We start from the raw sequence: 23,701 nt of genomic DNA on the forward strand, positions 1-23,701 counted from the left end.
GAACCTCATAGTTTCGCATGGACAAGGGCCTGGGTGTATTCGTGCTGCGGGTCCTGGAATATCTGGTCGGCCAGACCTTCCTCGACCACGCGCCCGCGGCGCATGACCATGACCCGGTCGGCCATGGTGCGAATTACGCCAAGGTCGTGGCTGACGATCACCATGGTGATCGCCCGGTCGCGTTGCAGCCGCTTCAGCGTATCCAGCACCAGCGCCTGCACGCTGACATCCAGCCCCGTCGTCGGTTCGTCCAGCAGCAACAACGCCGGTTCCAGCGCGATCGCCTTGGCCAGTTGCACGCGCTGCTGCATCCCGCCCGAAAGCTCGATCGGCGGCGCATCCATCCGCGTCAGCGGAAATTCCGATGCCTCAAGCGCCACGCGCGCCTTGGATCGCAGCGTGGCAAAACTGCGTTCGCCCGCGATCAGCAGGCGCTCGGCCACATTGCCCGACGAGCTGTTCTTCATCAAAAGGCCCAGATGCGGGTTCTGATAGACGATGCCGATGTGGCGCGCGCGCAGCATCCGGCGGGCAAAGCGGTCAAGGCCGAACAGGTTGCCCGCCACCCCCGGCAGGGCCAGCCGGTAATCACCACTGTCAGGCGTGTCTTCCAGGTTCATCATCCGCAGCAGCGTCGATTTGCCCGACCCGCTTTCGCCGACGATGCCCAGCACCTCGCCGGGATAGACGCGGGCGGACACATCGTGCAACGCCACCACATCGCCAAAGCGGCGGTTGACGCCCGATACGGTCAGAAGCGGCGGGGCCGTCATCAACTGCGGTGGCAGCTGGGGATGCAATTGGGTCGCGGTCATGGGCGGAATTCTCCGTTCTGATACCAGGTCTGGCCGATCGGGGCGGCCTCGCCCCCGGCGCGGCGGATCGCCTTGATGCCCAGATGGCTGTCGGACAGTTCATGGATCGAACCGCCATCGTCCTGCGGGATTTCGTTCATGAAGAACCCGGCCACGCCCGACCGCGCGCAGGTCAGACCCGCGTGATCCTCGACCTTGTAGGGCACATCGCTGAACGCCAGCGGTTCCACCCGTGTAAAGGGCGGCACGGCATACAGCCGTTTCTCGCGCCCCGCCGACAGGAAGGTCAGGTGGCGGGCCATGTTCAGCTTGGGCACATCCCAGCGCGGAATGGGCGACGGCGTCATCACATGGCGCCCGTTCACAAGGCTGGGATAGGCCGCGCCCTGCATCACCCGGCCGGACCGGACGATCTGTTCATACAGAACCAGCCACAGCCGCCCGTAATCGGCATCGGCATGCATCTGGCGGGCGGTGGACATGTTGGGTTCCACCGGGCGCAGCGGTTCCGGGTTGGGCACCTGCAGCACCAGGATCTGATCTTCGCGCAGCCGTTCCTCGGGCACGCGGTGGCGGCTTTGGATGATCGTCGCATCCAGCGTATCCCAGGTTTCCGCAGCCCCCGAGACGCGGTGCAGGAACTTGCGGATCGAGGCGGCGTTGACGCTGTCATCCGCGCCCTGGTCGATGACCTTCACGCGGGCGGTCGGTTTCAGCAGCGTCAGCGTGACCTGCAGCCCGCCCGTCCCCCAGCCGCGCGCCATCGGCACCTCGCGGCTGGCATAGGGCATCTGGCAGCCCGGAACGGCAATCGCCTTTAACATCTTGCGCCGCAATTCGCGCTTGGCCGAGGCATCGAGGAAACCATAGGAAAAGGCCGCCCAGGGTTTTGTCAGGGTCATAAGGCTCATGCCGGAAGCTCCTCTTTGGCGGGGGACGCGGCCCTGGCGCCACGCAGCGCGTCCAGCGCGGATTGGAACGTAACGTAATGGGGCAGCTTGAAATGGATGCAGAAGCCCGAGGCCTCGACCGGTTCGGTGTGGTAAAGGAAGAATTCCGGGTCGGTGGCCGCGTTCTTGGCAGCACCGGGGGCGTTCAGGTCCAGCGTGGCGCCAGCGATGGTCTTGACCTCGTTCCAGCCCAGCGTCGCGCAAAAGCCCAGCTCCAGCTGGCCGTTGCGGCCCTTTGATGTGACCTCGGCCTGGCTGACGCGCACGCGGCCTGCGGAAAAGACCGTGCCGCGCGGGTGACGCACGCGCAATTCGGCCTCGGCCAGGCGCAGTTCGTTCACCGTGGGATGTGCGTTGCCATAGCCGCGCATCGCGGAATACCCCAGCGCCAGAACCCCACCGGTATCGGCGCGCGCCAGGCTTTGCAGCGTATGCGCGCGCGAGGCCGGGAACAGCAGCGGTTCCCGCGTCAGGTCGGGGATCGCATCGGGGGCCACATCCACGCGCGGCGGATCGGCAACCAGCCCCTGCGCCTTTTGCCAGGCGGCGAGCGAGGGCTGATACGCGGGCGCGGGCCGTGCCGCCGGTGTCACCGGCGCGGGGTCCAAGGGCCGCCCCTCCAACACGTCGGTGGCCAGCATCCGGTGCGAATAATCCAGCGTTGGGCCAAGGATCTGCCCGCCCGGAATATCCTTGAACGCGGCCGAGATACGGCGGTGCGTGAACAGCCGGTCCTGTGTAACGGGTTCGGCAATCGCCAGCCGCGGCTGGGTCGTGCGCCAGGCGCGCAGGACCAGCACCGCCTCATACAGATCGCCGCCGGTCTGCGCCAGCGCGAGCGCCGCCAGATCGCGGTCATAAAGCGAGGCCTCGCCCATCACCCGGTCGATCAGCCAGGGCAGCGCGGTGCCGATCTGCGCCACGCGGGCGGCGTCGATCCGGCCAAGTTCAGCCCGGAACAGGCGTTCGGATTGCTCGATGGCACGTTCGCCACCACGGGTTGCAACATAGGCCATCAGAGCACCTCGATCCGGGTGGAACGCGGCAGTCCGATGACGGCGGTGCCGCAGATCAGAAACAGGTCAATGCCTTCGGGATAGCGGCAGCGCGCCGCGCGTGCGGCCCAAAAGCCGGGGTCGATGCCATCCACCGCGATTTCCGCCGTGGACTCGATGCCCGGGCCCGTCAGGCGCAGACGCTGGCCTGTGCCAAGCCGCACCTCGGCCACCACCGTCGCGCCTTCGTCGGGGTAAAGCGCCGATCCGGCGGGCAGTTGCGCAAGGGTCCGCACACCTGCGGGCGTGCCCAGCGAGACAAAGGCATGATCGGCCTGGGCCGGCACCACCAGCGCAGCACCCAGGGCAACAAGCTGCGGGGCCAGCGCCGGATCGTCGGTGAAGGCGCGGCATTCGCGGTCCACCAGCGCCTCGGCAATTGCCCAGGCCCCGGACTGGGGCAGATGCTGTACCGTGCCGGGGCGCGACAGGGCCCACATCAATGCCTCGAACGTGGCATTGGCGCGGGTTTCGGCGGCATCGGGAACGGGGGTCGCGTGCAGGGTCATCAGAAGGTCTCCATCTCGACGCGGGTGGCCTCGACCGCGCGCAGCCGGTCGGTATCGGCGGTGGCGATCACGGATGCCTCAGGGCGCACGAAGGCGGCGATGGCCTGCGCGCCGACCCCTGCGGCCATGGCCACATCGATCACGGCCATCGCCATGGCGCGTTCCAGGTCGCGCCCCACGATCATGCCATAGCCCTCGGCGCCCGCGGCGCGGATATGCGCCTCGGCCACCAGCACCTCACCCAGGTGAAAATCGGTACCCTGCACCGTGTCGCGCATCGGCAGCATCACAAGGCCGGTGCGGCTCTGGACAACCTCGACATCGCCCAGCTGCGCCAACAGCGTCCCGGCCAGCGCCTTCAGCCGCGGCCCATCCGCGCGCGCCAGCGTTTCCAGAAACCGGGCATGGTCGAATGCCCCGGTGCCCTGATCAAACATCTGTGGTCCTTTCCTGAAACTCTTGCCCGGGATCGAGCGTATCAAGCGTGAACTGCACCCGGCCCCCGGCCCAGATCGCCTGCGAATGGCCAATGGGGCGGCCCGCGCCATCCACATCGGTCTTTTGCACCACCATCACCGGCTGATCGGGGTGCTGGCGCAGCAATTCGGCCTCTTGCGGGTCGGGGCGGCGGGTGAAGATGACGGTGCTTTGGCGGAAGTAATCGGCAATGCCATGGTCACGATAGATGTCGGTCACCGACTGCCCGGCACACAGCCGTTCGGGCAGATCGGGGAACAATGCCGCGGGGTAAAACGACAGGCCAAGGCTGATCGGCACACCATCGGCCAGCCCCCGGCGCAGCAGCCGGTGCACGGGATCGCCCGCTGCGATCGCCAGCGCGCGCGCAACATGCCCCGGCGCGGGCAGCACCGTCTGTTCCAGATCCTCGCCCGAGGGCGACAGCCCCTGATCCGCCAGGTTCCGGCGGAACCGCGTGCGCCGGCCGATGGCATAGCGGATCATCGGCGCCGCCGCGACAAAGGTGCCGCGGCCCTGTTCGACGCGCAGCGTGCCCTCGACCGCCAGCGCATTGACCGCCCGGCGCACCGAATGGCGCCCGGCCGTGAAACGTTTGCACAATTCCGGCTCGGTCGGCAGTTGCGCCCCCGGTGGCAACCGCCCCTGCGCGATGTCGCGCGCAAGATCATCGCGGATCGCTTGCCAGGGGGTGCGTGTGGCAGGGGGCATGGCGGTCATGGGGGCCTTCGATCAAGTCATCCGAATGACCCCGGTGATAGCCGTACTGCATGACGCCTTGGTGACGCCGCGAAAGATTTTCATCCCCAATGTGCGACGCAAAACGCCGCCAATCGTCGCGCAACTTTCGTCTTTGGGCGACTGTTCCGGGGCGAACCTTGCAGCGTGCCAAAATGATGGGGCGTCAGCCGGTCGGTCACCGGCGCCCCTGCCCGGATCCTGTTCCTGCGCGGGCCCGGCCGAAAGCCTAGACCAGCACCGTGGTCAACAGCGGAAAGGCCGCGATCAGCGCCAGCACAAGCAGCATCACAAGGATGAACGGAAGCGCCCCCAGAAAGATCCGCTCGACCCCGACAGCCGGATCGTTCAGGGCGTTGTGGACCGTGAAGACCGAAATGCCGAAGGGTGGCGTCAGCAGCCCGATCTCGACCGCAAGCACCGTCATGATGCCGAAATGGATCAGATCGAAGCCAAAGCTTTGTGCGATGGGCGCGACGATCGGAACCATGATCAGCAGGATCGACGTGCTGTCCAGGATCATGCCCATCAGGATGATCAACACGACATAGGCCAGCAGAAAGCCCGTCGGCGTGAACCCGCCCGAGCGCACCAGATCGGCGATCGCCGATGGCAGCCCCGCGATCGACAGCATCCGGCTGTAAAACCCCGCGGCGATCAGCAGCAGAAGGATCGACACCGAGATGATCCCGGTCTGGCGCACAAGATCCCAGGCGATGCGCGGCGTCAGGCTGCGCCGCGCCAGGGCGATGATCAACGCGCCAAAGGCGCCGACGCCGCCTGCCTCGGTCGGGGTGAAATAGCCCGAATAAAGCCCGCCCAGCACCAGCGCCACCAGCAGCAGGATCGGAAGAAGCCGCCGCACCATTTCGCCAGGCGCCATCGTGGGGACCGCAGCTGCCCGGCTGCGCGTCCTGGCAGCCACGGGATCGGCGAAGACGAACCCCGGGCGCAACGCGGCCATGGCGACGATCATCGCCACGAAACCCGCCGCCAGCAGAAAACCCGGGATCACGCCCGCGACGAACAGCCGGCCGATCGAGACTTCGGCCAGAACGCCATAGACGATCAGCAGCAGCGAGGGCGGGATCATCATGCCCAGGACCGACGATCCGGCAACGGTTCCCGCGGCGAATTCGGCACGATAGCCGTGATGGCGCATCTCGGGGACGGCGACGCGGGTAAAGACCGCCGCCGAGGCGATGGAAACCCCCGTGACCGCGGCAAAGACCGTGTTGGCGGCAACGGTGGCCACGCCCAGCCCCCCCAGCAGACGACGCAGCAGCACCTCGGCCACGGCAAAGGTGTCGCGGCCGACGTTCGACACGCTGACCAGAAGCCCCATCATCACGAACAGCGGAATGGTTGCGAACAGATAGTCGGCGATGCCGTTCCACGCGCTCAGGTCCAGCATACGGAAGGCCAGGTCGATGTTGCCCCGGATTACCCAGATACCGATGAAGCCAACCAGAAACAGGGCTACCGCGATGTGCAGCCCCAGAAGAACCAGCACCACCAGAACGGCGATAAGAAGAAAGCCGATGCCCAGTGTCGTCATGCCTGCACCCGGCCCGTCAGAAAGCGAAAGGCCACCAGAAGCGATGACAAAAGCGCCAGCCCCGCCCCCGCGCACAGGATCATCCGGAACGGCCAGAGCGGAATCGTGAACACACCCTGCACGCCAAAGAACTCGCCGGTTTGCCAGGTTGCGACTGTGCCCGGCCAGGCCGCATAAAGGATCAGCCCGAAGACGATGGCGGATGTCAGGGCAAAGACCACGTTCAGCGCCCGCACCAGCCCGGGGGAATAGTGCTGCAACAGCAACAGAAGAAAATCGGCCTGCGTCAACCGGCGCGACAGGATCGCGGCGGATACCTGCAAAAACACGATCGCCGCGACGGACCGCGCCGCGATCTCGGCCACGCCGGTGATGGGGCGGTCAAGGAAGCTGCGCCCGATCACGTCGGCCACGATCAGCCCCATCAACGCCACCGTCCAGATCGACCCAAGCGCCAGAAGGCCCTTTGCCATCCAGTCCAGCGGCGTCCGCCCCTCGCCATCGGTCATGCCCTGCCTGCCTTGCGCCATGATGCGTCCTTCATCGGAATAGACCGGGCGCAGCCTGCGCCCGGTTGGTTCGTCAACCCCTCAGAGCCCCTCGGCCCAGTCGCGCAACGGTGCCACGCCCCGCGCGCGAAGCGCCTCGAAATAGGCCTTGAGCACCACCGCCCCCGCATCGCCCGACTGCTGCAGCCAGGGTTCGACGATGTTGGGCAGGCCCTGCACCCAGGCGGTCTTTTCGGCCTCGGGCAGATCGGCGATCTGCAGGCCCGCGGCCTGCATGTCGGTGATCGCCTTTTCGGCAAGCTGGCTGACATAGTCGCCATGGGTCTGCGAGGTGACCTTGCCCGCCGCGCGGAAGGCATCCTGCACCGGGGCGGGAAGGCCGTCGAAGAAGGTCTTGTTCACCGCGATGCCGCCGAAATACATCGCGCCAATCCCTACCCGGGTCAGGTGCGGGGCCACCTCATAGACCCGGGTCGGCAATATGCCCGAGGCAAAGGACAGGGCGCCTTCTGACACGCCGGTCTGGATATTGGTGTAATAGGTGGTCAGCGCCCCATCGATCGGCGTGGCGCCGGTGTCGCGCAGCCAGTTGGCCGAGGTACCGGGCGCGTTGACCTTGCGGTTCTGCAGATCGGCCAGCCGGGTCACCGGGAAGGTCGCATAGATGTCATAGCTGTCGGTGATCAACGAAGACAGATGCACCATGTTCTGATCCGCCCAGCTGTCACGCAGTTCGGGCAGGGTTTCGGTCAGTTCATCGAAAATCTCGATCAGCAACTTGTGGTCATCGGTCGCGAAGGGCGTGAAATAGGTCACATTCTGAAGCGGCATCGTCGCCCCTTCCCAGACCGTCCCGACCATGCCGACATCGACGATCCCGTCACGCACCGCCGCGCGGGTGTCGGTGAACTTGTAAAGTGTGCCACCATAGGCCTCGACCCAGTTGACCTTGTATTCGCCGGTCTCGGCCAGAATACGGTCCACCTCGGGCTGGAAGCCATTCTTCATGGCGTAGACCCAGATATTGGCCTCGGGGTGGCTGGACCCGATGTTGACGGTGATGGTCTGTTGCGCATGCGCGGCCCCCGCAAGCGCCAGCGCAACCGCGCCGGTCGTAAACAAGTGCTTGATCTGCATCTGTATTCCTCCCTGGATACGTGATGTCGGTTAGTCTTGCAGCCGACCGAGGGCGCGCAGGATGCGCTCGGGCGTCATCGGCATCTGGGTGATACGCCTACCCAAGGGGCGGATCGCATCGTTGATCGCATTCATGACGGCGGCCGGCGCGCCGGCGGTACCCGCTTCTCCTGCGCCTTTCGCCCCCAGCAACGATTCCTTCGTGGGCGTTTCCACATGGCCAATGATCATGTCCGGCATCTCGGCCGCCATCGGCACTAGATAATCGGCCATGCTGGCGTTCAGCATCTGGCCTTCCTCGTCATAGACACATTCTTCATACAGTGCGCCCCCAAGGCCCTGCACGATCCCGCCCCTGATCTGTTCGTCGACCAGTTGCGGGTTGATCACCCGCCCGCAATCCTCGACGCACCAATGCTTCAGCAGCTTGACGAAGCCGGTTTCCGGGTCGACCTCGACATACGAGGCCTGCACCCCATTGGTAAAGGCGAAGGGATAGTCCATCGTGATGAAATGGCGCGTCTGCACCAGTTCCCGCGGCAGGCCCTTTGGCAGGGTATCGCCGCGGAAATAGACGATCCGGCCCAGTTCCGACAGCGCCATGCGCGGCTCGCCGGTGGCACGGTCCACCACTTCGCCCGCCACGACATCCAGGGTGCCAGGCGCGGCCTGCAGCATGGCGGCGGCGACATCAAGGATCGAGGATTTCAGCGCCAGCCCCGCCTGCAAGGCCGCCTCGCCGCCAATACCCGCCCCCCGACTGGCCCAGGTGCCACCGCCATAGGGCGTGATCTGGGTATCGCCGGTGATGACACGGACCCGTTCGACCGGCACGCCGACGCCTTCGGCCACGACCTGCGCCAACATCGCCTCGGTTCCCTGGCCCTGTTCGGTCACCCCCGACAGGATCACGACCGATCCGTCCGGGTCCATCCGCACCGTCGCCCCATCCTGCGCCGAGATGCGCGCCCCGCCGATGCCATACATGAACGGGCTGGGGTTCGTCAGCTCGATAAAGCTGGCAATGCCGATGCCGCGATGGATGCCGCGGGCGCGCGCCTCGGCCTGATCCCGGCGCAGGCCGTCATAATCCATCATCGCGACCAGCTTGTTCAATGAAGCATGGTGCGACAGGCCTTCAAAACGCATGTTCGTCGGCGCCGTGTAGGGATAGGCGTCATCCGCGATCAGGTTGCGGCGCCGGATTTCCACAGGGTCCATCCCCAGCGCCTCGGCCGCCAGATCGACCATGCCTTCGGTCACAGCCGCGGCAATCGGGTGGCCCACGGCGCGGTACTGGCAGGTCGGCGTCTTGTTCTGGAACACGACCGAGGTGCGCGCGCGGTAATGCGCGAAGTCATAGGGCCCGCCACAGAGGTTGACGACCTGGTTACCCTCGATCGCCGATGTCCGCGGATAGACCGAATAGGGGCCGATCGCCGTCCAGTCGTCGATGTCGAAGGCCAGGATGCGACCGTCGGCATCCACGGCAATCCGCGCCTCGATCTCGTGGTCGCGGGCATGGATGTCAGTGGTAAAGCTTTCCAGCCGGTCGGCGATGAACTTGACCGGGCGGCCCATGATCCTGGCAATGGCCGCCGTGGCGACCTCATCGGGATAGACATGGACCTTGATGCCATAGCTGCCGCCGACATCGGGGCAGATCACCCGCACCGCGCCCTCGGCCAGGCCAAGATGCTGGGCCAGAACCGTCTGCATCATGTGCGGCGCCTGGGTCGCGTGATAGGCCGTCATCTGCCCCTCGGCGGGGTTCCAGTCCACCAGGATCGAACGCGGCTCGGGTGTGACGCCGGTGTGTCGGCCGGTCTTGAACCGCTGGGTGACGACCTTGTGCGCGGCCGCCATCGCCGTCTCGACATCGCCGGCCTCATGCAAACGGCGAAAGGCCAGGTTGTCGCCCAAATCAGGGTGGATCACCGGCGTTTCGGGGTCAAGCGCGGTCATCATGTCGGTAACCACGGGAAGGGGATCATAGTCCACCTCGACCACCGCGGCCCCGGCCTCGGCGGCGGCGCGGCTGTCGGCGACCACGGCGACGATGGGTTCGCCCACCCAGGTGGCCCGGTCCATCGCCAGCGGATGCTGGGGCGCGGATTTAAGCCCCTTCAAATGCGCCAGAACCGCCACCCACGGGGTACAGACCTTGGCCAGATCGGGGCCGGCAAAGACCCGGCGCACCCCCTCGATGCCAGTCGCGGCACTGTGGTCGATGCCGGTGATGCGGGCATGGGCATGGGGGCTGCGCACGAATGCCACATGCACCATGCGCGGCAGGACGATGTCATCGACATAGCGCCCGCGCCCCTGCACCAGGCGCCCGGCATTCGGTCGCGGCACGGTCTTGCCGATATAGCTGTTCGGGCGGTCCGGATTGCCGAAATCGATCGTCATGCCACAGTCTCCTGCGCTGCGCGCGCCCGGGCGACGGTTTCGATGGCATCCACAATGGCCTCATATCCGGTGCAGCGGCAGTAATTGCCCGAAATATGTTCGCGGATCTCGGCCCGGCTGGGAATGCCGCCGCGATCCAGCAGGTCGGCTGCGGTGGCCAGCATGCCCGGCGTGCAGAACCCGCATTGCAGGGCGTTGCGTTCGACGAAGGCGGCCTGCAGATCGGCGATGGTGCCTGCGTCCGACAGACCCTCGACCGTCCAGATCTCGGCGTCCTGCGCCTGCGCGGCAAGGGTCAGGCAGCCGCGCACGATCTGGCCGTTCACCCGGATCGTGCAGGCACCACAGACCCCGTGTTCACAGCCCGCATGCGCGCCGGTCATGCCGAATTCAAGCCGCAGCACGTCGATCATGTGTTGCGCCGCCGGCACCCGGGCCCGGGCGGCCTCACCGTTCAGGGTAAAGCGCAGGTCGATTTCGGTTGCGAAATCCTCAGCCATCGGTGGCCTCCTTCATCTGAATGACGGTCCGGCGCAGCAGGACGCCCGCGATATGGCGCCGATAGGCGGCGCTTGCCTGGGTGTCGCCGGGCGGATCAAGTTCGGCGCCAAGGGCGGCGACGGCGGCCTCAACATCGCCCGCATCCAGCGCCGCCATCGCGCCGCGCGCCAGAACCGGGCGCGAATCCGCCCCGAAACAGGCCAGCCGATGCCCATCTGCCCGGCGCACCAGCGCAAGACCGGCAAGCGCATAGTCACCCGATCGCCGCGCCAGTTCCGCGATCATCTGCACCTCGTCCGCCGCGGCCACCGGAACCGAAATGGCACACAGAACCTCATCGGGTTCCAGCGCGGTCTCAAAGGTGTCCAGAAAGAAATCCTCGGCGTCGATCCAGCGGCTGCCACCGGGGCCCGTGGCCTCGATCCTTGCGCCCAGGGCCAGCGCACAGGCGGGCAGTTCGGCCGCCGGATCGCAATGCGCCAGCGACCCGCCGATGGTACCCCGGGCGCGAATGGCGGCATGGGCGATCAGCGGCACCGCCTTGTGCAAAAGGGGCACATGGGCCCGGACCAGCGGGTCGGCACCCAGCTGCGCATGGGTTGTCAGCGCGCCGATGACCAGCCGGTCGCCGTCGCGGCGAATGCCGCGCAACGCGTCAACGCCGGTGATGTCGACCAGCTGCAGTTCCCCCGTCAGACCCAGGTTCATCGCCGCCACCAGACTTTGCCCCCCGGCAATCGGCCGCGCCTCGCCGCCCGAGGCGGCCAGCAAAGCGACAGCATGGGACAGATCTCTGGCCCGGACATATCCGGCCATGGTTGCCTTCATCGTGACCCTCCCTTGGGCGGTGACCTCTTCTGTCCCGCCTTATTGAGCAATTGATCTATAAGGAATCGTCTCAAAGCAAGTAAAATTTTCATCGCCACGCATGCACCGGCTTGCACCGGCCGAGAACGCAGCTAGAGGATAGTGCCGTGAACAGTGACCCGACCCCGCCTTCACCCGACCGGCGCCGCATGGCCCCGGATGACCGCCGCGCGCAGATCGTGGCGGGTGCCGTCGCCTTTTTCGCACAGGTCGGACTGGAAGGGACGACACGCGACCTGTCACGCCGGCTTGGCGTCACGCAATCGTTGATATTCAAGTACTTCACGACCAAGGCTGACCTGCTGGAAGCGGTCTATGAACATGTCTATATCGACCGCCTGTCGCCCGAACTTCCGCTGTTGCTGACCGATCGCAGCCGCCCGATCAGGGACCGGATCGTCGCCTTCTACGAAAGCTACACCCAGGCCATCTTCACCTATGAATGGATGCGCATATTCATGTTTTCCGGGCTGGCGGGGGCCGAACTGAACCGGCGCTATCTGGCCCATCTCAGCCGTCTGCTGCTGGGGCCCATGCGCGAGGAAATCGCTGCCGCCGCGCCGGGCCACGCCTTGCCGGACATGGAGGACATCTGGAACCTGCACGGCGGGATCGTCTACATCGGCATTCGCCGCTTCGTCTATCAGGTGCCCACGCCCATCGAGGATCGCCCCGCGATCGAGGCCGCCGTAACCCGCTTTCTTTCGGCATTCGGTCTGGATTAAACCCCGGCCTGGCGATGCAGGGCGGCAAGATCGTCGGCGGTATCGACATCGGCCAGCGTAGCGGCGTCGGCCTGCACGATCAGCGCATCGCGCAGCAATGACCGCGCCCCGCCCTCGCCGCTATGCGGCAGGGCCTTCAACCGATCCGTGGGAATGATCGCGGGCGGCCCGCGATAGGCGCCAGCGGCGGACGCGACGATGCGGTCGGGGGCGGCATCGGACAGTTGCACCAGCCGGGCCACATGCCGCGGATCGATCCGCGGCATGTCGGCCAGAAAGACCGCGACACGGGCACAGCCCGCCGCCACCGCCGCGCCCAGATGCAGTGACCCCAGCATGCCCCGTTCGGCCTGATCATTGATACGAATCTGAAACCCGCGGTCTGCAAAGGCCCCGGCCCATCCGGCACCGTCGCGGCACACAAGAACCCGCGCGCCCCAACGAAACGGGTCGATCACCCGCAACACATGATGTGCGACCGCCCGGCCATCAAGCCCTTGCGCAAGTTTGTCCCCCGCGCCAAAGCGCGTGCCGAATCCCGCGCCCAGCACGATCGCCGCGATGCCGCTTGCGTCCTGCCTGAACCCCGTTTCATCGCCCATGCTGCGCCGCACCCCCGGCCGCGCGATCCGCCAGCAACGCCAGCTTGTCGCGCTGCATCAACACTTCGGCCAGAACCGAGGTCGCGATTGCGGCCGCATCGCGCGCCGGCCCGAAAAGCCCGATCGGCGCGTGAATCCGCGCAATCTGGTCCTCGGTCACACCCGCCGCGCGCAACAGCGCCGTGCGCCGGGCATGGGTCGCCCGCCCGCCAAGGCAGCCGATGTAGAACGCATCGCTTTGCAGTGCGCGCCGCAGCAGGCCGATTTCGTTTTCCACATCATGGCGCAGGACCACCACCGCGCTATGGGCATCGGGGATGGCAGCAAGGTCATCGCCGGGGCCTTGCACGATCTCCAGCCCTGCGGCCTGCGCAAGGCGCGCGAAGGCCTGGGCTTCCAGACCCTGCCCGATCAGGAACAGGCGCAGATCCGGCCGGTAACTGGTGCAAAAGACCCCGTCAGCCAAGCCGGTGACACCGGCGCCGCGCGCCATCTGCAGGGTTTCGCGGGCAGGATCATAAATCAGCCGCGCCGGCACGCGCGCCGAAAGGCTTTCCAGAACCGCAGCAATCGGCGCCGGATCGCGCAGGACGTGGATGGCCAGCCCCAGCCCCCCGCCGCAGGGCAGGACAATATCGAAGAAGGGTGACCCCTTGCCGAAGCGGACCTGCCGGTCCCTGCCCGCCGCCAGCGCCGCCACGGCTTCGGCCGCCACCGCCGCCTCGACGCAACCGCCCGAGACAAAGCCGCAAAAGCCGCCGTCGCCCCGTACCGCCATGTTGGCCCCCAGCGCGCGCGCAGCGCCGCCGACGATCCCGACCAGCGTGACAAAGGCGCACCCCGTGCCCGACGCCGCCGCCTGCAGGGCGAAGTCCAATATCTCGCGCGGGCGGTCGGTCAACCGAAAGGGGCGAACCTGCGGCACGCAGGCCGCCTGCCGCGTCCCTGCCTGTTCTTCAGCGTTCTGTGCCAAGACGCATCGCCCCCCTGTTCCGGATGCAGGTCAGTCGGTTTGCACGATCTCTCCGTTCAGAACCTGACTGAATGTGGTGAAGAAGTCATTCGCCAATCTGTTCGCCGTGGACTGGATCAGCCGGCTGCCCAGCGATGCCAGCTTGCCGCCAAGCGCCGCATCGGCGGTATAGGTCAGCAATGTGCCCTCCTCGATCGCCGTCAGAACGACCTGGGCCGAGCCGCGCGCAAAGCCCGCAACCCCGCCGGACCCCTTGCCGGAAAGCAGGCAGGACATCGGCGGCACCATTTCGGACAGTTCCACATCGCCCTTGAAGCGCGCCGCAACAGGGCCGATCTTGATCTTTACGGTCGCGGCAAAGGCATTCTCGGCGGTCTGTTCCAGCTGTTCACAGCCCGGGATGGCGACCGCCAGGGTCGCGCTGTCAAACAGCGCCGCCCAGACAACTTCGGGCGGCTGGTTCAGCCGATGTTCGCCGGTCAGTTCCATGCAGTCCTCCTGTCGCGCGGCCCGGCGGCACGGCCGGGCACAAGGGGTCACATCCATATCCGGCGCGGCCCGCGCCCGATTTGTAACCATCTGGTTACAAGTGGCAGAGCCACTGATTCCGCGCAAGAAAAAAATAACCACTTGGTCACTTATGCCGGTCGCGGTATGGTCACGCCGAAGATCCGGAGCAGCCCCGATGGAAGATCACACCGCGACGCCGCAACCGCGCCGAAAGAACATGCGCTGGGACGACCGCGAACGGCAGATCCTTGAAGGCGCGGTCCGATTCTTTGCGGAATGCGGGTTTGAAGGGCAGACCCGCGAACTGGCCAAGCGACTGGGCATTTCGCATGCCGTGATCTACCGCCATTTCGACAGCAAGGAAGCGCTGATCGAACGTGTCTATGAACACCTGTACACGGGTCGCTGGCGCCGCGAATGGGGCGCGCTGATCACGGATCGAACCCTGCCGCTGGAAGACCGCCTGATCCGCTTTTACCGCGACTATGCCGATTGCGTCTTTGACTATGACTGGGTACGCATCTTCATTTCGTCGGGGTTGAAATCCTATGGCTTGCCCGAACGTTACCTGTCCATCATCCGCGACGAAATCATTCGCCCCGCCGTCGCCGAGATGCGCCATGACCTGGACCTGCCCCCCGCCCCCCCTTCGCAGGCCGAGGAAGAGCTGTTCTGGGGCCTGCATGGCGGCGTTTTCTATACGGCGCTGCGCAAATATGTCTATGCCACGAAGGTTCCAGACGATATCGGCGCCACCGTGGAACGAACCGTGCGGGCCTTTTTCGGCGGTATTACCCATGCATTCAGGGATACGGGGGCCCGCTAGCGCGCCCGCGCCGGTTCAGCCATCCGCACCCCGCAGGCTGCGCCGGGCCGCCTCGACCAGAACCTGAACCCCGATCGGCAGGATCGCATCGTTGAAATCATAGTTCGGGCTGTGCAGGTTGCGCCCGCCCTCGGCGCTGCCATTGCCGATCCACAGATAGGCGCCGGGCACCTTCTGCAACATGAAGGCAAAATCCTCGCTGGCCATGCTGGGGGGCAGTGCCGTCTCGACCGCGGTCGGGCCCAGCACCGCGGTGGCGGCCTGCCGGGCGATTTCGGCTGCGATCGGGTCATTCTCAACCGCAGGATAGCGGCGCTGATAGGTCAGTTCGGCGGTCGCGTGAAAGGCCTCGGCCACGCAGCCGGCGCGATGGGCCATTTCCGATTGCAGCAGATCGCGCGTCTGCGGCCGAAGCGAGCGGACGGTCCCGCGCAGGATAACCTCGGCCGGAATGACGTTCAGCGTATGCCCCGCATGGACCTGCGTGACCGAGATCACGGCGGAATCCGTCGGATCAATCACGCGGCTGACAATCGTCTGCCAGGCCATCTGCACCTGCGCGGCCACCGTGATCGGGTCGATCCCCTGATGCGGCATCGCGCCATGGGACCCCTTGCCCGTCAGCGTCAGTTCGAATGTGTCGAAGGCGGCCATCATCGGTCCGGGGCGGACCGCGATCCGCCCGACATCCAGCCCCGGCCAGTTGTGCATGGCAAAGACACGGTCGACGGGAAAGCGGTCGAACAGGCCCGCATCGACCATGACGCGCGCGCCGCCCTCGTTCTCCTCAGCGGGTTGAAAGATAAAGACGACGGTGCCCGGCCCCGGGGGTGCCTCCACCATGGCCCGGGCCGCACCCAGCAGCATCGCGGTATGGCCATCATGGCCGCAGGCATGCATCTTGCCGGGGATGGTCGAGGCATAGTCCAGCCCGGTCGTTTCGGCGATGTCGAGCGCATCGATATCCGCCCGCAGGCCGACCGACCCGCCCGCGCCGTTGCGCAAGATGCCGACAACGCCCGTTCCGGCGATGCCTTCATGCACCTCCAGGCCCATCATGCGCAGTTCACGCGCGATCAGGGCAGCCGTCGCATGTTCCTGAAAGGCGGTTTCGGGGCGGGAATGCAAGGCATGGCGCCAGGTTTCCAACAAGGGAACCATGTCCCGGATGCTTTGTGCGATGTTCAAGACCCTCTCCCGATCAATGCCCGAAAATCCACGCCAGGCCCAGCCCGATCCCCACCCCGACAAGCAGCCATGCAACCCGGTCGATCAGCGGAATATGCCCGGCCGCGGCCTGCGCCAACCCGCCCTGCGCGACGGGGCGCGCGGGGACGGGCGCGGCGCGGGGACGATCCGCCACGCCGGTCACGACATCCGAGAACGCGGTAAAGAAATCCTCGGCATTCTTGCGCGCGACGCTCTGGATCAGGCGCCCGCCCACGGCCGCCAGCTTGCCACCAACCTCGACCTCGGCGACATAGCGCAAGCGCGTCGCCTGATCCTCGGGCGTCAGGGTAATCGTCGCGGCGCCCCTGGCAAAGCCCGCGGCCCCCCCCTGCCCGCGCCCGGTGATCTTGTAGGATCGCGGCGGGTCCAGGTCGGTCAACGCGACCTTGCCCTTGAAGCTGGCCGATACCGGCCCCACACGCACGACGACCGTTGCGGTAAATTCGGTTTCACCCGTCTGTTCCATGGCCGTGCAACCCGGGATCGCGCGGCGCAGCACCTCGGGATCGTTCAGGCCCTTCCAGACGGTGTCCGGTGGCGCCGGGATCAGGTGATCGCCCTCGAACCGCATCAGACCTGCCCCGCGTGAACGGCGTTATAGATCCGGTAAAGCGCCTGCGTGCCTTCGGCGCCGAAACCGTCGGCCACCAGCCTTTCATACAGCGACCGCGCCAGCGACAGCCCCGGCAGGTCCAGCCCCAGTCGCCCCGCCTCGTCCAGCGCGATGGTCATGTCCTTGACAAAGTGATGGATAAAGAACCCGGGCGCGAAATCCTCGCGGATCATTTTCCGCCCCAGACCGTTCAGAAGAAAGCTGGACGCGGCCCCGGTGCCGATCACATCCACCACCTGATCGGGGTCAAGACCCGCCTGCCGGGCGTAGCTGATGCTTTCCGTGACCGCCAGCATGGTCGAGGCGATGGCGATCTGATTGGCCATCTTGGTATGCTGGCCGGCGCCAGGGCCGCCAAGGCGCGCGATCTTGCCACCCATTACCTGAAGGATCGGCAAGACGCGCTGATAGGCCGCCGCCTCGCCGCCCACCATGATGGCCAGTTTCGCATCGCGCGCGCCCACGTCGCCGCCCGACACCGGCGCATCCAGCGCCACAAGACCGCGCGCCGCGGCCGCCTGTGCAATCCTGACGGCAAGCGCGGGGCTGGAGGTGGTCATGTCGATCAGCACCGTGCCCGGGCGCGCCCGTTCAACGATGCCGCCGGGCGAAAGGCAGACATCCTCGACATCGGCCGGATAGCCGACGATCGTAATGACGACGTCGCTTGCTGCCGCGACCGCGCCCGGGCTGTCGTGCCAGATCGCGCCGCGCCCGATCAGGGCATCGGCCTTGGCCCGCGTGCGATTGAACAGGTTGAGCGTATGGCCCGCGGCAAGAACATGCCCCGCCATATGCGCGCCCATGATCCCAAGCCCGATGAAGCCGACCTTGAACTTTGTTTCTGGCGCAGATGTCACGATTGGGTCCTTTCCATGGTCTCGGGCGTCTTGTCGCGCAGCTGGGCGCGGATGCTTTGGGGCGACAGGGGCAAGCGGTCGATCGTTACCGCGAAGGGGGCAAGCGCATCATTGACGGCATTGGCCAGGGCGCCGATCGCGCCCATCACGCCGCCTTCCGCCATGCCCTTGATACCCGCTGGGGTGCGCTGGCTGGGGGTGTTGTGGTGCAAAATCTCGATCGGGGGCACCTCGCAGGCGGTCGCCACAAGGTAATCGGCCAGCGTGGCCGACAGGTTCTGTCCTGCCGCGTCATAAACGACCTGTTCCAGCAGCGCGCCACTCAGGCCCATGGCAACGGCGCCCTGCTGCTGGCCCCGCACGACAATGGGGTTCAGGACAGTGCCGCAATCCTCGGCCAGGACATAGCGCAACACCCGGATCGATCCCGTGGCGGGGTCAACCTCGACCTCGCAGGCATGGGTCGAGTTGGAATAGGTCATCGGCGGCGGATCATAGGTCAGGGCAAAGTCAAGCCCAGGCGCGATCCCCTGGGGCAGCGCGGTCGGGTCAAGGTAGGCCCGCCGCGCGACATCGCCAAGCGTCACCCCGGTATCCTGCCATTCCACACCCAGCATCCGTTCGACCCGGCCATCCCGAAGCCGCAGCCCCTTGGCCGAGTTCACGCCCAGAATGGACGCCGCGATCGCCAGCACACGGTCGCGCGCCTTTTGCGCGCACAGATACAGCGCCCCCCCGCCCGCCGTAGCCCCCCGCGCGCCACGGCTGCCCATGCCATAGGGGGCCACATCGGTATTGCCCAGATGGATGGTGACATCTTCGGCCCTGACCCCCAGCCCTTCGGCCACCGCCTGCGACAGGGGGCTTTCATAGCCCTGTCCCGTTCCCATCAACCCGACCGAGGCATTCACGGCGCCGCTGGGTTCGATCCGAACCCAGGCCGCCTCGTGACCGGAACCGGGAATGCCCGCCGACTTGTAGAATGCCGATCCATAGGTCGTGCTTTCAACGACGGTGCACAGGCCAAGCCCCACAAACCGCCCATCCGCCCGCGCGCGGCGTTGCCGGGCGCGAAATGCCGGATAATCCACCGCCCCGGCGACGGTCTCCAGCGTCTGGTGCGGGGTGATGTCTTCAAGTACCTCGCCCGTCGGCATCCGCCAGGGAAAATCCTGCGGGCGCAAGGCATTGGTGCGGCGCACCTGCAGCGGGTCCAGGCCCAGATCGCGCGCGATGGCATCCATCGTGCCTTCCATGACCCAGCTGGTGATCGCCATCGGCGCCCGCATCGGCCCTGCGCCGCATTTGTTGGTCAGGGCAACACGCACATCAAAGGCATAATCGGTGATCCGATAGGGGCCGGTCAGGATCAGGGCGATCACGCGGGCCATGTAATTCGCCGGAAAAAAGCAATAGGCGCCGAAATCCTCGTCAAGTTCCAGCTCAAGGCCCAGAATCCGGCCATCCGGCCCGACCGAGGCCCGGGTCCGGCAATCATATTCGCGCGCATGCGATGCGGCCATCAGGTTTTCCATCCGGTCCTCGCGCCAGCGCAGATTGCGGCGCAGATGCCGCGCCAGCGCCGCGACCGTCAGTTCTTCGCGGTACAGGGCGATCTTCTGGCCGAACGCCCCCCCGACATCGGGACAGATCACCGTGACCTGGCTTTCGGACAGCCCAAGCCGCGCGGCCAGCTGCCCGCGCAGCGGATGCGGCACCTGATTGCCGATATGAAGCGTCAGATGCGCGCGCCCGTCATCCCATTCGGCGCCGCAGCCGCGGGTTTCCAGTGGAACATGGGTGTGGCGCTGCAGGCCAAAGCGCGCCTCGACGACCTTGTGCGCCCCGGCCCGGCGCGCGGCGGGATCGCCCGCGCAAAAACGTTGCCGCGACACCATGTTGCTGCCGGCGGCCTCATCCACCACCGGCGCGCCGGGGGCAAAGGCGGCGGCGATGCCGGTCACCGCCTCCAGCGGTTCATAATCCACCACGACGGCCTCGGCCGCATCCTCGGCCAGATAGCGATCGCGGGCAACGACACAGGCCACCGGATCGCCGTGAAACCGCACCTTGCCGATCGGCAGAGTGGTCATTTCGGTCGGCAGCAACCCTTCAATCGGCGGGGCCAGGCGCAGCGGCGTGGTCCATTGCGCAAGATCGTGGCCGGTGAAGACACCAACCACACCCGGCATCGACAGGGCCTCTTCCGTATTGATGCCCAGGATGCGCGCATGGGCATGGGGCGAACGAACAAAGGTCACATGCAGCGCGCCCGGCAGCGCGATGTCGTCCAGATACCGCCCCCTGCCAGAGACCAGGCGCCGATCCTCCTTGCGCGGCAAGGCGCGGCCGATCTGGGTGAACCCCTCGGTCATGACGCGCCCCGCATCCGTGCCGCAGCCTTGGCGATGGCCGCCACGATCGGCTGATACCCGGTGCAGCGGCACAGATTGCCGGACAGGACATCGCGGATCTCGGCCTCGGCAGGCGCGGGATTTTCCTTCAGATAGGCCTCAAAGGTCATCACGATCCCGGATGTGCAGAAACCGCATTGCAGGCCGTGCTCTTCATGCAGGGCCTGCTGCAGCGGCGACAGCGCGTCCGGTGTTCCGACGGCCTCGATCGTGGTGATTTCATGCCCCTCCATCTGCGCGGCGAAGGTCAGGCAGGATCGTGTCGGGCGCCCATCGACAAGCACCGTACAGGCACCGCAAACCCCGTGTTCGCACCCGACATGGGTTCCCGTCAGCATCAGATCCTCGCGCAGCACGTCGGACAAAAGCTTGCGCGCGGGCACCCGAAATTCGTGGGTTTCGCCATTCACGCTCAGCGACAACATCATCAGGTCCGGGGGACTTGCGGTCATGGGGTCACCTCGCGGGCAAGGGCGCTGTCCAGCGCGCGCGCAACAAGCACCTGCACAAGATCGCGGCGGTAGGCTGCGGGCAGCTGGGCAGTGGTCTCGGGGCGGATCGCACCTGCAGCAGCCGTCGCCAGCGCGTCCCGAAAACCGCTATCGGGTTTTTCGCCGCACAAACGTTCCTCCAGCTCACCCAGCCGGATCGGAACACTGTCGACGCCGCCCAGCCCAAGCCGCAGCGCCACAACCCGCCCATCCCCGCCAAGACGGATCATCAGGGCGACGCTGGCAATGGCGAAATCACCGTGCCGGCGGCTGAACAGCTCAAAGGCCCACCGCGTTCCGGCCTCGGGCAGCGGAAAGCGAACGGCGGTCAGGATTTCCCCCTGCGCGAGGTCCACCGTCATGATCGACTGCAGAAAGTCACGGGCGGGCACAAGGCGGGTTCCGTCGCGGCCGTGCAGGACCATTTCGGCATCGTGAACCACAGCCGCCAGCGGCAATTGCGCCGCCGGATCGGCATGCACAAGGCTGCCGCCTATGGTTCCGCGCTGACGGATCGCATAATGGCCGATGGTCCGCGCCATGGTAGCCACAAGCGGCAGGGCATTGGCCAGCTCGGGCGCGGTCGCCAGCCGGTGGTGGCGCGTCATCGCCCCGATCTCCAGCAAGCCGGGTTCGGGGCGCAGATAATCCAGTTCCAGCAGGTCATTCAGATCCACCAGATGCCCGGGCCGCGCCAGCCGCATGTTCAGCATGGGGCCAAGGCTTTGCCCACCGGCGATAACCTTCGCCTCGGCCCCATGCGCCTGCAAAAGCGCAAGTGCATCGGGAACGGTTCCGGGCCGGTGATAGGTGAAGGCGCAAGGTTTCATGGCCCCCGCCCTACCAGATGAGCGAGGCGCCGGTATCCCGGTCGAACAGGTGCAGGCGGTTCACGTCGACCGCAAGAACGACGGCCTCGCCCTCGGCATGGCGCAGATCCTTGCCGACGCGGAAGAACAGTTCCGCATCCCCCAGCTGCATCCCCAGAAACTGATCCGACCCGACCGGCAGCACCGAATTCACCACCCCGGCAATGGTCTTGCCCGGCTCCATCACGCCGCTTTCATCCACATCCTCGGCGCGAATGCCAAGCCGCACGCCGCGCCCGCCCTGCCCGGACAACCGGGCCGCGATCTGCGGCGGCAGGCACAGCGCAAGATCACCGCGGCGAAACACCATGCTGTCATCCTCGGAAAGCTCCAGCTGGCCGTCGATGTAGTTGATCGGCGGATTGCCCAGGAATGAGGCGACAAAGGTATTCGCGGGCTTTTCGTAGATGTCGTCCGGCGTGCCGATCTGCTGGACCACACCATCCTTCATCACCACGATCCGGTCGGCAAGCGTCAGCGCCTCGGCCTGATCATGGGTCACATAGACAAAGGTGGTCTGCATCGCGCGGTGCAATTCCTTGATCTCGGCGCGCATCGAAATGCGCAACGCCGCATCAAGGTTCGACAGCGGTTCATCCATCAGAAAGACCGACGGTTCGCGCACCATCGCCCGGCCAAGCGCGACACGCTGGCGCTGCCCGCCCGACAATTGCGAGGGACGGCGATCAAGCAGATGCGCGATTTCCAGCTTTTGCGCCGCACTGCGCACGCGGCGGTCGATTTCATCCTTCGGCGTCTTTCGCATCTGCAGGCCGAAGGCGATGTTGTCATAGACCGATTTGTGCGGATAAAGCGCATAGCTTTGGAACACCATCGCCACATCCCGCTTGTGCGGCGGCATGTAGTTCACGACCTGATCGTCAAAGGTCAGGTCCCCCTCGGTCACCTCTTCAAGGCCCGCGATCATGTTCAGGGTGGTGGACTTGCCACACCCCGACGGCCCCAGAAGCACGATGAATTCCCGGTCGCGGATATCAAGGTTCAGGTCACGCACCGCGTGGAACCCGTTGGCATATTTCTTGTTCACATTGGCAAAGCGGATACGGGCCACGGCGGGGTCCTTTCTAGCCTTTGACTGCGCCGGCGGTCAGACCGGACACGATGTAACGTTCGAAGACGATCGCCACGATCACCGGCGGCACGATGGCCAGCACGCCCGCGGCGTTGATGAAGGAAAAGCTGATCGTGAAATCCGAGGTGAACGACGCCAGCAGGATCGGCAGCGTCTGCGAGGCCTCGGTCTGGGTGAACATCAGCGCCAGCAGGAACTCGTTCCAGCTTGTCAGGAAGGTGAACAGCACCACCGCCACCAGCGAGGGCATCGACAGCGGCAGGAACACGCGGATCAGCGCCTGCAGCCGCGAACAGCCATCGACCCGCGCCGCCTTGTCCAGTTCATCAGGAAGTCCCTCGAAATATTGCACCATGATGAACACCGTGAAGGGGACGGTCACCGCCAGATAGGTGATGACCAGCGAGGTCAGGCTGTCCAGCAGCCCCAGCTTGCGGATCACAAGGAAGAACGGCACCACAAGGGCGATATCGGGGATGACCCGCGTGATCAGGATGAAATAGACCGATGCCTCGCGCGCCCAGAACCGGATCTTGGCGATGGCATAGGCTGCCGGCACACCCACCAGCAGGTTCAGGATCACCACCAGCGTGGCCACGATCAGGCTGTTGGCCATCGAGGGCAAAAGGTTCCTGGCCGTGGACGGAATGAACCCGCCCGCAGCCGGATCAACCCCGGACCGGGTTTCATAGGTAATCTCTTTCTGCTCGCCCGCGGTGAAGATGGCCGAAAAGTTTCGCAGGGTCGGTTCATCCGGTATCCAGTGCGGCGGAACCGAAACGATCTCGGCTTCGGTCTGGAAGGACGATGAGACAAGCCAGGAAACCGGCGCCAGCACATAGATCGCCAGCACCAGCGATGCCAGGGCGATCACCACGCGCTGCCCGATGCGCGCGACCTGCCGGCGGCGCCGGTAATCGGTGGTATCGGCGGCCCTGACGGCGGAGGGGGCGGAAACATGGGTCAT

25 protein-coding genes are annotated in these 23,701 nt (G+C 65.9%); 2 read left to right on the plus strand and 23 right to left on the minus strand.

Translation table 11 applies throughout. The features are described 5' to 3' along the window. Positions 1-5: 5 nt before the first annotated feature. The 12 genes from ACK8OU_RS08960 to ACK8OU_RS09015 all read right to left on the minus strand — a co-directional run bounded on the left by ACK8OU_RS08960 (position 6) and on the right by ACK8OU_RS09015 (position 11,489). On the minus strand, positions 6-815 hold the full coding sequence (locus ACK8OU_RS08960) for an ATP-binding cassette domain-containing protein (RefSeq protein WP_410303033.1): 810 nt from the start codon (positions 813-815) through the stop codon (positions 6-8). After that, on the minus strand, positions 812-1,726 hold the full coding sequence (locus ACK8OU_RS08965) for an alpha-D-ribose 1-methylphosphonate 5-phosphate C-P-lyase PhnJ (RefSeq protein ID WP_410303034.1): 915 nt from the start codon (positions 1,724-1,726) through the stop codon (positions 812-814). Before ACK8OU_RS08965 ends, ACK8OU_RS08960 begins: the two co-directional genes overlap by 4 nt. Continuing rightward, positions 1,723-2,781, minus strand: a complete 1,059-nt coding sequence (locus ACK8OU_RS08970) for a carbon-phosphorus lyase complex subunit PhnI (protein ID WP_410303035.1) — start codon at positions 2,779-2,781, stop codon at positions 1,723-1,725. Before ACK8OU_RS08970 ends, ACK8OU_RS08965 begins: the two co-directional genes overlap by 4 nt. Beyond that, positions 2,781-3,329 carry a phosphonate C-P lyase system protein PhnH gene (gene phnH / locus ACK8OU_RS08975; RefSeq protein WP_410303036.1) on the minus strand — a complete coding sequence of 183 codons (549 nt, stop codon included), beginning with the start codon at positions 3,327-3,329 and terminating at the stop codon, positions 2,781-2,783. The genes ACK8OU_RS08970 and phnH overlap by 1 nt, the downstream gene beginning before the upstream one ends. Beyond that, on the minus strand, positions 3,329-3,766 hold the full coding sequence (locus ACK8OU_RS08980; RefSeq protein ID WP_410303037.1) for a phosphonate C-P lyase system protein PhnG: 438 nt from the start codon (positions 3,764-3,766) through the stop codon (positions 3,329-3,331). Before ACK8OU_RS08980 ends, phnH begins: the two co-directional genes overlap by 1 nt. Continuing rightward, entirely contained in the window at positions 3,759-4,526 is a 768-nt protein-coding gene (gene phnF / locus ACK8OU_RS08985; RefSeq protein WP_410303038.1) for a phosphonate metabolism transcriptional regulator PhnF, read from the minus strand. Before phnF ends, ACK8OU_RS08980 begins: the two co-directional genes overlap by 8 nt. Positions 4,527-4,773: 247 nt before the next feature. Further along, positions 4,774-6,102: a TRAP transporter large permease gene (locus ACK8OU_RS08990; protein WP_410303039.1), complete on the minus strand. Its 1,329-nt coding sequence runs from the start codon at positions 6,100-6,102 to the stop codon at positions 4,774-4,776. Further along, positions 6,099-6,632, minus strand: a complete 534-nt coding sequence (locus ACK8OU_RS08995) for a TRAP transporter small permease (RefSeq protein WP_410303040.1) — start codon at positions 6,630-6,632, stop codon at positions 6,099-6,101. Before ACK8OU_RS08995 ends, ACK8OU_RS08990 begins: the two co-directional genes overlap by 4 nt. A 60-nt stretch (positions 6,633-6,692) precedes the next feature. Beyond that, a complete protein-coding gene (locus ACK8OU_RS09000; protein WP_410303041.1) occupies positions 6,693-7,748 on the minus strand; it encodes a C4-dicarboxylate TRAP transporter substrate-binding protein in 1,056 nt (351 codons plus the stop codon). Between the two features lie 30 nt (positions 7,749-7,778). Beyond that, complete coding sequence (locus ACK8OU_RS09005; protein ID WP_410303042.1) at positions 7,779-10,160, minus strand: xanthine dehydrogenase family protein molybdopterin-binding subunit; 2,382 nt, start codon at positions 10,158-10,160, stop codon at positions 7,779-7,781. Further along, positions 10,157-10,660 carry a (2Fe-2S)-binding protein gene (locus ACK8OU_RS09010; RefSeq protein WP_410303043.1) on the minus strand — a complete coding sequence of 168 codons (504 nt, stop codon included), beginning with the start codon at positions 10,658-10,660 and terminating at the stop codon, positions 10,157-10,159. Before ACK8OU_RS09010 ends, ACK8OU_RS09005 begins: the two co-directional genes overlap by 4 nt. After that, positions 10,653-11,489, minus strand: a complete 837-nt coding sequence (locus ACK8OU_RS09015; RefSeq protein ID WP_410303044.1) for an FAD binding domain-containing protein — start codon at positions 11,487-11,489, stop codon at positions 10,653-10,655. Before ACK8OU_RS09015 ends, ACK8OU_RS09010 begins: the two co-directional genes overlap by 8 nt. A gap of 146 nt (positions 11,490-11,635) precedes the next feature. Between ACK8OU_RS09015 and ACK8OU_RS09020 the strand changes: the two genes are divergently transcribed. Next, a complete protein-coding gene (locus ACK8OU_RS09020; protein WP_410303045.1) occupies positions 11,636-12,253 on the plus strand; it encodes a TetR/AcrR family transcriptional regulator in 618 nt (205 codons plus the stop codon). On the opposite strand, the gene ACK8OU_RS09025 is transcribed toward ACK8OU_RS09020, so the two are convergent. The 3 genes from ACK8OU_RS09025 to ACK8OU_RS09035 are packed head-to-tail and all read right to left on the minus strand — an operon-like array spanning position 12,250 to position 14,317. Further along, positions 12,250-12,855 (minus strand): nucleotidyltransferase family protein, encoded by a 606-nt coding sequence (locus ACK8OU_RS09025; RefSeq protein WP_410303046.1) that lies wholly within the window; start codon positions 12,853-12,855, stop codon positions 12,250-12,252. The genes ACK8OU_RS09020 and ACK8OU_RS09025 overlap by 4 nt on opposite strands. Beyond that, the gene (locus ACK8OU_RS09030) at positions 12,845-13,828 is read right to left on the minus strand and encodes an XdhC family protein (protein WP_410303047.1); all 984 of its coding nucleotides are present in this window, start codon (positions 13,826-13,828) and stop codon (positions 12,845-12,847) included. Before ACK8OU_RS09030 ends, ACK8OU_RS09025 begins: the two co-directional genes overlap by 11 nt. A gap of 30 nt (positions 13,829-13,858) precedes the next feature. After that, complete coding sequence (locus ACK8OU_RS09035; RefSeq protein WP_410303048.1) at positions 13,859-14,317, minus strand: CoxG family protein; 459 nt, start codon at positions 14,315-14,317, stop codon at positions 13,859-13,861. A gap of 196 nt (positions 14,318-14,513) precedes the next feature. On the opposite strand from ACK8OU_RS09035, the gene ACK8OU_RS09040 reads away from it, so the two are divergent. Then, positions 14,514-15,164 (plus strand): TetR/AcrR family transcriptional regulator, encoded by a 651-nt coding sequence (locus ACK8OU_RS09040; RefSeq protein WP_410303049.1) that lies wholly within the window; start codon positions 14,514-14,516, stop codon positions 15,162-15,164. Between the two features lie 15 nt (positions 15,165-15,179). Here the strand turns inward: ACK8OU_RS09040 and ACK8OU_RS09045 are convergent, their stop codons facing one another. The 8 genes from ACK8OU_RS09045 to ACK8OU_RS09080 are packed head-to-tail and all read right to left on the minus strand — an operon-like array spanning position 15,180 to position 23,701. Next, positions 15,180-16,352 (minus strand): M20 aminoacylase family protein, encoded by a 1,173-nt coding sequence (locus tag ACK8OU_RS09045; RefSeq protein WP_410303050.1) that lies wholly within the window; start codon positions 16,350-16,352, stop codon positions 15,180-15,182. 13 nt (positions 16,353-16,365) lie between these two features. Further along, the gene (locus tag ACK8OU_RS09050) at positions 16,366-16,965 is read right to left on the minus strand and encodes a CoxG family protein (protein WP_410303051.1); all 600 of its coding nucleotides are present in this window, start codon (positions 16,963-16,965) and stop codon (positions 16,366-16,368) included. Continuing rightward, a complete protein-coding gene (locus ACK8OU_RS09055; protein ID WP_410303052.1) occupies positions 16,965-17,867 on the minus strand; it encodes an NAD(P)-dependent oxidoreductase in 903 nt (300 codons plus the stop codon). The genes ACK8OU_RS09050 and ACK8OU_RS09055 overlap by 1 nt, the downstream gene beginning before the upstream one ends. Further along, positions 17,864-20,242 carry a xanthine dehydrogenase family protein molybdopterin-binding subunit gene (locus ACK8OU_RS09060; RefSeq protein ID WP_410303053.1) on the minus strand — a complete coding sequence of 793 codons (2,379 nt, stop codon included), beginning with the start codon at positions 20,240-20,242 and terminating at the stop codon, positions 17,864-17,866. Before ACK8OU_RS09060 ends, ACK8OU_RS09055 begins: the two co-directional genes overlap by 4 nt. Next, positions 20,239-20,733: a (2Fe-2S)-binding protein gene (locus tag ACK8OU_RS09065; RefSeq protein ID WP_410303054.1), complete on the minus strand. Its 495-nt coding sequence runs from the start codon at positions 20,731-20,733 to the stop codon at positions 20,239-20,241. The genes ACK8OU_RS09060 and ACK8OU_RS09065 overlap by 4 nt, the downstream gene beginning before the upstream one ends. Then, a complete protein-coding gene (locus ACK8OU_RS09070) occupies positions 20,730-21,602 on the minus strand; it encodes an FAD binding domain-containing protein (RefSeq protein ID WP_410303055.1) in 873 nt (290 codons plus the stop codon). The genes ACK8OU_RS09065 and ACK8OU_RS09070 overlap by 4 nt, the downstream gene beginning before the upstream one ends. A 10-nt stretch (positions 21,603-21,612) precedes the next feature. After that, positions 21,613-22,713 (minus strand): ABC transporter ATP-binding protein, encoded by a 1,101-nt coding sequence (locus tag ACK8OU_RS09075; RefSeq protein WP_410303056.1) that lies wholly within the window; start codon positions 22,711-22,713, stop codon positions 21,613-21,615. Between the two features lie 13 nt (positions 22,714-22,726). After that, positions 22,727-23,701, minus strand: a complete 975-nt coding sequence (locus ACK8OU_RS09080) for a carbohydrate ABC transporter permease (protein ID WP_410303057.1) — start codon at positions 23,699-23,701, stop codon at positions 22,727-22,729.

It is taken from the genome of Pontitalea aquivivens, from assembly GCF_046507575.1.
Lineage (GTDB): Bacteria > Pseudomonadota > Alphaproteobacteria > Rhodobacterales > Rhodobacteraceae > Pontitalea > Pontitalea aquivivens.